This window comes from Eubacterium ramulus ATCC 29099, assembly GCF_000469345.1.
Classification (GTDB): domain Bacteria; phylum Bacillota; class Clostridia; order Lachnospirales; family Lachnospiraceae; genus Eubacterium_I; species Eubacterium_I ramulus.
This window is the reverse complement of the sequence record NZ_KI271134.1, coordinates 847-8,810: the sequence shown is the minus strand read 5'-3', so window position 1 is coordinate 8,810 and position 7,964 is coordinate 847. Positions and strand designations below refer to the sequence as shown.

Sequence of the window (7,964 nt, the reverse complement as noted above, 5' to 3'; positions counted from 1 at the left end):
TCTCCCTGATAACTGCCATACATGACATGTTCTCCCGGCTCTATCGGAATACTGCTCCCAGCAACCGTATCTACGTTTTTCCCACATCCTGATAATCCTATGCACAAGCCAGTGATTCCCAGAAAAGCAAGCGTTCCCAATGTTTTATTTTTCATATTCCTGCAGTTCCCTCACTTCATACATTTACTCAGCCTGCTGCTGATTCGCCTCTACCGTCTCCATATCACTCTGCCAGGTAACCCACATGGCCGGTCGGACCGCAATAGATTTTGTATTTGCTTTTATATTCTCGCGACTCGTTCCGCTTCCCTGCCCATATGCAGAAACCAGCTCCACACTGTCATCTTCATAAACATGATTACATAACCACCATCCACAAGTTTCTGTTTGGCACCTTGTTTCCAACTGCTGTTTTGCATATGCAGTCGGATAGCACAATAATTCCTTGTGCGCATAGGGATCACTATAGCATCCCGGATACGGATCTTCCGAAAAATATGCACACAGCTCTGTATTGCTTAACAGAAACACTTTATCCTCTATTTCTCGTTCCAGATATGCATAAGGTTTCCCACCACCTGTTAAATTCATGGATGTATTATATTCTTCAAAGCCTTCTGACTTCGATTCAACAATATTCTCTTTTTCTTTCTCTGAAAATGCACTGTTATAGAAATCATCATTCAGCCATTTCCTTATGGTTGAGTCTTTCCAGTCCACACGACTTTTCCCACTTGTATCAAAAGGCTGCGCATCCAGTCCATATTCACTGAGTAATAAAATTTCTCCATCTTTTTTATCCAATACACGCCACTCAACCGGTTCTCCCTGATAACTGCCATACATGACATGTTCCCCGATTTCTATCGGAACGGTACTCTCAGCAACTGTATCTACGTTTTTCCCACATCCTGATAATCCTATGCACAAACTAATCATTCCCACAACAACAAGCCAGCTATAAGGTTTTCTGCTCATATTCTCGCCACCCCCCCAATTTCCGAACTCCTGCGATATTGCATATATTATAAATCTTAGTCAACCTTTTATCTACATATTATTTTAATTTTTAAGTAAATCTTAAGCATCCTGTTATCTACAAAGCTTTTTACTTTTTTAATAAATCAATGCATAGTTCTCGGTCACACATATGTATTATTTTTTCATTATGTGTAATCACGAGAATTGTTTTTCCTTTCCTGTATTCAAATACAAACTGTAATATTTTTTCTTCCAGATCTCTGTCAATCTGGCTGGTTGCTTCATCAAGAATTAAAATATCCGGTTCTGCCAATAATGCTCTTGCAATTGCAATTCTCTGTCTGTGACCGCCTGACACATTCATTCCATTTTCCGTAAGAATCCAATCATAGCCAAATGGATTATCACGTATAATTTCATCTACACCACAGCCATGTGCTATTCTTTCAAACAATTCATCATTTATTGAATGCGTACAGCCAAATAGCAGTCCTTCACGAATTGTTCCTGATAACAGAACTGGAATTTGTGATACATAAATAATATGCTTTCTAAGACACTCCAACTCTATTTCCGATATTTTTTGTCCACCAATTGTAATAATCCCGGTATCCGGTTCATGCATACCAACAAGAAGTCTTGCCAATGTTGACTTTCCCGATCCGTTTGTTCCTGTTAAAGCAACATGCTCACCTTCATTGACTGAAAATGTTACTTGTTGAAAAACCCATTTTCGATATCCATAGCGAAAAGAAACTCCATCATAATGAATTGTTCCACAAATATCAACAGGCGAAAGTGTTCCTGAATGAAGTTTTTTTTCCGGTGTCGCATTTAATATATCATTTAAGCGATCCATTGCTATGCATGCTTCCTGAAGCTGCGGTTGCAATCCAATCAAATTCTGTACAGGAGAAATAAAATAATTCATCAAACTAGCAAACAAAAACAACGTTCCAAGTGTCATATCTCCATATATTACCCGACTAGTCCCACACCACAAAACCAACACCATTCCTATTCCCTGCACCACTGCTAAAATTTGTCCCTCTGATACAGACAACATATTTCCTTTATAGCATAATGATATATATTGATTCATGCGCTTGACAATATTAGTCCCATATGACTCTTCCTGGGCAAATAACTTTACCATTTCAATTCCATCGATTCCTTCTTTAATACCAGATGTCACTTTTGCATCAGCTTCCATGATATCACGATTCATTTGTTGCATAGGTTTACGATACAATAATACTATTATAAGATAAACCATCAACATTCCCACAATAATAAGGAACAATCTTGTATTGATTCTTATCAAAATGAAAAAACCCGCTATAGCCATAACTGTTTCAAAAGTAATTGTAAGCACACTGCCGGATATTGCATTCCGTACAAAATCCATATCCTGATATCGTCCCATTATATCTCCAGTTTCCCATTGCTGAAAATATGAAAATGGTAAACGTAGCAATTTTGAAACATATTTTTGGGACAGAAATATATCTACCTTTTTTTCGACTGTCGCTAATATTTTTCCTCTGATCATAGCTAAAACAAACTGAAAGAGTATCATAAAGATCATCATTCCAAACAAATATGGCAGATATTGAAGCAAAACTGCAAATTCTTGTAACAAATGTTTTACTCCGGCCATATTTGTATCTATATTTACGAAATAGTTACTTTCATGTAAAATAAACTGATCTATTATTTTTTGGTAAAAATAAGAGTATATTATCGAAATTCCAGCAATCAGAAACGAAATCAATAATATAAAAACAAACTTCCATCTCAAACTAATGAGAATGTCCATATATTGAAATGATTTCTTCTTTTTCTTCCTGATTTCTTTTTCTATATTAACAGAATACAAATTTAAAACATAACCTGTCCATTGACTTTCAAATAGTTCCAGCGAGTATTTTATATGTCCTTTTGCCGGATCAAAAATCCATATTCCTTTATTGGTTACTTTTTTTACAATCACAAAATGTTCCAATCCGTCTATATGCATATGACAAATAGCCGGTAAACATATTTTTCTTTCTAGTATCTCACCAGAAAATTCCTGCCAATTTCCCTGCAATACCTCACATGAAAATCCAACTTTGTTTGCAACTTCCATCAACGCATACATGCTTGTTCCATTTTTATCTATTTTCAAAAGTTCTCGCATATGAAGTAGTGAAATATGTAAACCATATAGATTACAGACAGATGCCATACATGCTGCTGCACAGTCTCTGGTATCGTGTTGCTTTACATAATCATTCCCAAACATTTTCATCTGTATGATCCCCATAAACTTGTGGGTAGCTTTCTTCATTATCTCAAATCATGTACCCGATTATAATATCTCAAACAACAAATATTGCAGTAAGGCTACTGCAATATTTGTTATAAGAGTCAAAAATTTTATTTATTAAACTAATTATCCCTTCTATCTAGTTACAACCTTTACTACGACATACATAGACTCTTCCATTTCCACCATATTTTGGATCATATGTTAGTCCACTATACTCATGGCATGTCGTATGGCCTTTCGCAGGACATTTTCTTACCCACCCAGCAACTCCTGGTTTGCTTGCCTCATATTCATTATCAGGTCCATTTCTAGGATATGCCACAACAGTATGTCCCCCACTAATTTCCATACTCATCTGTTTTGATACTTTTTTCATTTGTTTTCCTCCAATAATTTTATAGTATAATGAAATAGATTGCTAAAAAATCATTAATATTATATTTTTCTGTCACCTCTTCTTCAGTCACCATTGGACTCCCCTCCTCCTTCATTTGATGAATCAATCATATCATTGGTTGTTATATACGTCAATATATATTTAGTTTATATAGGTATTGTTTTTTTGTTTTTTTCTATTACTATATAATTGTACAACTAATAGGAAGGAATTAACATATATGACATCAAGGAATACATTTAAAAAAGGTTCCTGCGAACTGTTAGTTCTTCACATACTGAATAACAAAGGGGACTGCTACGGATACGAAATCGGGCAGATCATTCGTGATATCACGAATGAATATCTTTCTTTTCCAGAAGGTTCTATGTATCCGGTTTTATATAAATTAATTGATAAGGGACATATCACTGATTACAAAAAGCAGGTTGGAAAACGGCTGACCCGTGTCTATTATCACATTGAACCATCCGGTCAGAACCGACTCGAAGAATTGACACAGGAATATTTGAAAACTACACAAAGTATCCAGAATATCTTAAATTTTGATTTTAAAACTCAACAACTGGAGGATGCATGATGAAATATAAAACCTTAACAAAAGGTGGTTCAACTTATTACAGGAAATTAAAAATATTAATTCCGATTAAAGGAAAATATGAAAAGGATTTTTTAAATACTATCTTTCAAAATTTAGAGAGTATTTGCAGTGAGCAGCCAGAAATTACATATAATGAATTATGCACTCGTATCGGCACACCAAAAGATATTATTATCGAATATTATGAAAATGCGGATACGGAATACATCATTCAAAAATTACGTATATCTTCTATCATACGTTGTATCGTTATTTCAATTCTTCTCATTGCTGTAGTTGTTGCTTCTATAGAACTATATTCATTTCACAAATTATACAAAAGAGCCGAAGACTCCATCGATGGATATGTCATTGAACGTATTCACGACGAAACACCATAATGCTCTTGAGAAGGGATCTTTACTTATGAAGAAATTATTTAAATCAATTTTAAGTTTTTTAACGTCTGCTTTACTCATTGTTTGTCTGACCGTACCTGCGTTTGCCACCACTCCCGAAAAAACGATTCATTATTACAATGATGGAAGTTATTTAATCGAAACTGTCTCGCTTGAAATGCCTGCTATCAGTTTGTGCTCTACAAATAAGACCAAAAGTAAAACAGCTACTTACTATTCTAAATCCAATATCGCCCAATGGGAAGTAACCGTAACAGGAACTTTTTCTTATGGAAACGGATCCGCTACTTGTACAGCTTCATCCGTTACAACTAAGTCCTATGTCACTGATTGGAAGATTAGTAGCAAGTCCTCTTCCAAAAGTGGAAACAGCGCTACAGCAACCGCCACAGCTATCCAATATTTAAGGGGGCACGAAGTACAGAGAAAAACTCTTTCTACCACATTGTCTTGCAGTCCTAATGGAACATTATATTAAGATAATCATCTACAGCATTTTTAACTAAACGGCATATAGTTCTATATCAAGAAGACAACAAAGAGGTTCACAAACGAACCTCTTTGCTGTTGTTTTACACTCTTATTAGCAATCACTTTTGGCTCTGTTTTTGAGGTAAATAAAAATCGTCAAAAGGATATATTCATACAGATGCCTATTCCGGATACAACGGGGTTTCAGATGTAACAAGATGTATGTGCTTTACACATCTTCGTCGTGCATTTGTAGATGCACTCCCAAAGGATGTACATAATCCTGCAGCAACAAAGCCTGCAGAAGCAATCCTTAGGTTGAATAAGATCTTCTCGATCGAGGAAGAACTGTCATCCTTAACACCAGAGAACAGAAAAAAGCAACGAATTATCCGCGAGCAATCAGAACTCGAGAACTTTTGGTCATGGGCTGAAAAGAATGCAGTTGGAGAATTACCAAAATCAAAGCTTTAAACCAACCACCTGTATCACCTCCATATTTCACATTTTGTGAAGTTGTTATTGTAATATATCATGTTTATGAAATATTAATATATTATTTCATGTTTTATGAAGTTTTTTTCTTATATCTATGAAAAACATGTGTTACTATCCTATTAAAAGGAGGGACTTCAATGAGCGACAATATAAAAGATGTAATTGCAAAAAATTTACTTTTTTATAGAAAAAAGAACAAAATTACCCAAAAAAAACTTGCCGAAAAATTAGGTGTTAAACACAATGCTATTTCTTCATGGAAAAATGGTGTTAATTCAATAGATATCGATACGCTTTTTCGCGTATGCCAAATATTCGGAATTACAGTAAATGATATGTACGGCATGTCCAACGATAATAAGCCTTCCACTATCGCCGCACACTTCGATGGTGACGAATATACAGAAGATGAACTTGACGAAATCCGCCAGTTCGCTGAATTTGTTAAAAACAAACGTAAATAAATTACCGTGCAGGAGGTGTCCGTATGAATATATATGAAGAAATGCAAGATCGGGCATATAATGCGGAATAGATGTTGTTGAATATTTATTTAGAAATAAAACCATAAAAGGATTTCTGAATGATGCATTGGATGCATATAAGAGTAAATACAGAGTGTATACTATCGTTGATAACTATGCAATTTATTTTATTCCAGCATTGCTAGTATTAGAACGGAAATAGAAAGGAATGGTGCTTATGAATACATCCTCATTTATAGAATATTTAACAGAACGCTTCAAAATCGAGCAAAAGAAACGTGACCGCTCTGGCATTTATGGATTTACTCAGCGCCTTATGGCCTATAACTCCAACAAAATTGAAGGAAGTACACTGACAGAAGAACAGACTGCTTCCCTTTTTGATACTGGTACGCTGCCAAAATCAGATGACTACTATCGTGCCAAAGATGTGGAAGAAATGAATGGGCATTTCCTGATGTTCAACAAAATGCTGGATACTCTTGATTCCAAACTTACACAGGATCTGATCAAACAGTTCCACTATGAACTGAAAAGCGGTATTTTTGAGGATCGTGCAAACGGATATGCTATTGGAGAGTACAAAAAACGTGCGAATATCGTTGGTATGCAAAAAACGGTTCTTCCAAGTCAAGTACCAGAAGAAATGAATAAATTATTTACCCGGTATGAAAGTCAGGCTATTTCTTTGGAAACACTGGCAGAATTCCATGCGCGTTACGAAAGTATTCACCCATTCCAGGATGGAAACGGAAGAACCGGACGCATGATTCTCTTCCGTGAATGCTTATGTAATAATATTGCTCCATTTATTATTCAGGATGCAAACTGTCCCGAATATCTGGATGCATTAAAAGCATATCACAATACCGGATCTGTCGCAGAACTCGCAGCTCTGTTCAAAAAGGAACAGGATTATTACTGGAATGAATGCCAATACTTTTTTGCAGAGTAAATAACTTCCCCTGCTCCTCGTGAGCGGGGGAATAATAAAAATAGACGCCCGGATTTCATTTCCTAGACGTCCATTCCAAATACATCACTGAAGTAGATAGGCTGCATTTATCTCTCAGCTTGCCTGTTGGGTGACATGCTCCCACCACTTAAATCACAGATTTTTATAACCGTAAGAATCGGCTAGAATTGACAAGTTAAGAAAAACACGAAAGTGCCAGACCTCTGCTTAGCGCCGACCGAAGCGGAGCGGAGACCGAACCTTGGTTCGAACCACGGCACAAAAAAAGAACACTTCCGTGTTCTTTAAAGTGAGCGTGCCGGGGTTCGAACCCGGGACAACTTGATTAAAAGTCAAGTGCTCTACCAACTGAGCTACACACCCATATTTAATTTTAAATGCCCAGTTCCGGAATCGAACCAGAGACACGAGGATTTTCAGTCCTCTGCTCTACCAACTGAGCTAACTGGGCATTGAGTTGCGGGAGTAGGATTTGAACCTACGACCTTCGGGTTATGAGCCCGACGAGCTTCCAGACTGCTCCATCCCGCGATATTAGTTAGCGCTTTTATTCAATTAAGCAAAATGTGGAGAAAAATTCAAACCGTTTTGTTTTCTCAAAACTACTTTCTTATTTTTACTCCTAATGGGCGGAGAAAGATTCGAACCGTTTTGGTTTCTCAAAGCAGATTTCTTATTCTTACTCCTAATGGGCGGAGAAGGATTCGAACCTTCGAAGGCATCGCCAGCAGATTTACAGTCTGTCCCCTTTGGCCACTCGGGAATCCACCCATAACATTATTCACAAAAATTCAATTCTTATGCCTAATGTAAAGCCGATGATCGGACTCGAACCGATAACCT

General features: G+C 36.5%; 8 protein-coding genes, 4 tRNA genes and 1 pseudogene. 6 read left to right on the top strand and 7 right to left on the bottom strand.

What is annotated here, in order from left to right; genetic code table 11:
- Window positions 1-183 precede the first annotated feature (183 nt).
- From HMPREF0373_RS09010 to HMPREF0373_RS09000, 3 genes are all read right to left on the bottom strand, one after another.
- Window positions 184-978: a DUF6273 domain-containing protein gene (locus HMPREF0373_RS09010; RefSeq protein WP_021739376.1), complete on the bottom strand. Its 795-nt coding sequence runs from the start codon at window positions 976-978 to the stop codon at window positions 184-186.
- A gap of 130 nt (window positions 979-1,108) precedes the next feature.
- Window positions 1,109-3,274: a peptidase domain-containing ABC transporter gene (locus tag HMPREF0373_RS09005; protein ID WP_044963639.1), complete on the bottom strand. Its 2,166-nt coding sequence runs from the start codon at window positions 3,272-3,274 to the stop codon at window positions 1,109-1,111.
- A 157-nt stretch (window positions 3,275-3,431) separates the two neighbouring features.
- On the bottom strand, window positions 3,432-3,671 hold the full coding sequence (locus HMPREF0373_RS09000) for a hypothetical protein (RefSeq protein ID WP_021739374.1): 240 nt from the start codon (window positions 3,669-3,671) through the stop codon (window positions 3,432-3,434).
- Between the two features lie 241 nt (window positions 3,672-3,912).
- Between HMPREF0373_RS09000 and HMPREF0373_RS08995 the strand changes: the two genes are divergently transcribed.
- From HMPREF0373_RS08995 to HMPREF0373_RS08975, 6 genes and pseudogenes are all read left to right on the top strand, one after another.
- Entirely contained in the window at window positions 3,913-4,272 is a 360-nt protein-coding gene (locus HMPREF0373_RS08995) for a PadR family transcriptional regulator (RefSeq protein ID WP_021739373.1), read from the top strand.
- Window positions 4,269-4,673, top strand: a complete 405-nt coding sequence (locus tag HMPREF0373_RS08990) for a DUF6120 family protein (protein ID WP_021739372.1) — start codon at window positions 4,269-4,271, stop codon at window positions 4,671-4,673. The genes HMPREF0373_RS08995 and HMPREF0373_RS08990 overlap by 4 nt, the downstream gene beginning before the upstream one ends.
- A gap of 25 nt (window positions 4,674-4,698) precedes the next feature.
- Window positions 4,699-5,169, top strand: coding sequence for a hypothetical protein (locus HMPREF0373_RS16780; protein WP_129900143.1), 471 nt, complete (start codon window positions 4,699-4,701; stop codon window positions 5,167-5,169).
- 152 nt (window positions 5,170-5,321) lie between these two features.
- Window positions 5,322-5,633, top strand: a pseudogene (locus tag HMPREF0373_RS08985) (IS66 family transposase); the annotation flags it as partial.
- Between the two features lie 164 nt (window positions 5,634-5,797).
- A complete protein-coding gene (locus HMPREF0373_RS08980; protein ID WP_021739369.1) occupies window positions 5,798-6,124 on the top strand; it encodes a helix-turn-helix domain-containing protein in 327 nt (108 codons plus the stop codon).
- A gap of 238 nt (window positions 6,125-6,362) precedes the next feature.
- The gene (locus HMPREF0373_RS08975; RefSeq protein WP_044963634.1) at window positions 6,363-7,100 is read left to right on the top strand and encodes a Fic family protein; all 738 of its coding nucleotides are present in this window, start codon (window positions 6,363-6,365) and stop codon (window positions 7,098-7,100) included.
- 311 nt (window positions 7,101-7,411) lie between these two features.
- Here HMPREF0373_RS08975 and HMPREF0373_RS08970 read toward each other — a convergent pair.
- The 4 genes from HMPREF0373_RS08970 to HMPREF0373_RS08955 all read right to left on the bottom strand — a co-directional run bounded on the left by HMPREF0373_RS08970 (window position 7,412) and on the right by HMPREF0373_RS08955 (window position 7,892).
- Window positions 7,412-7,484 (bottom strand) — tRNA-Lys (locus HMPREF0373_RS08970).
- A 15-nt stretch (window positions 7,485-7,499) separates the two neighbouring features.
- A tRNA-Phe gene (locus tag HMPREF0373_RS08965) sits at window positions 7,500-7,572 on the bottom strand.
- Between the two features lie 6 nt (window positions 7,573-7,578).
- Window positions 7,579-7,652 (bottom strand) — tRNA-Met (locus tag HMPREF0373_RS08960).
- A gap of 158 nt (window positions 7,653-7,810) precedes the next feature.
- Window positions 7,811-7,892, bottom strand: a tRNA-Tyr gene (locus HMPREF0373_RS08955).
- Window positions 7,893-7,964: the final 72 nt, after the last annotated feature.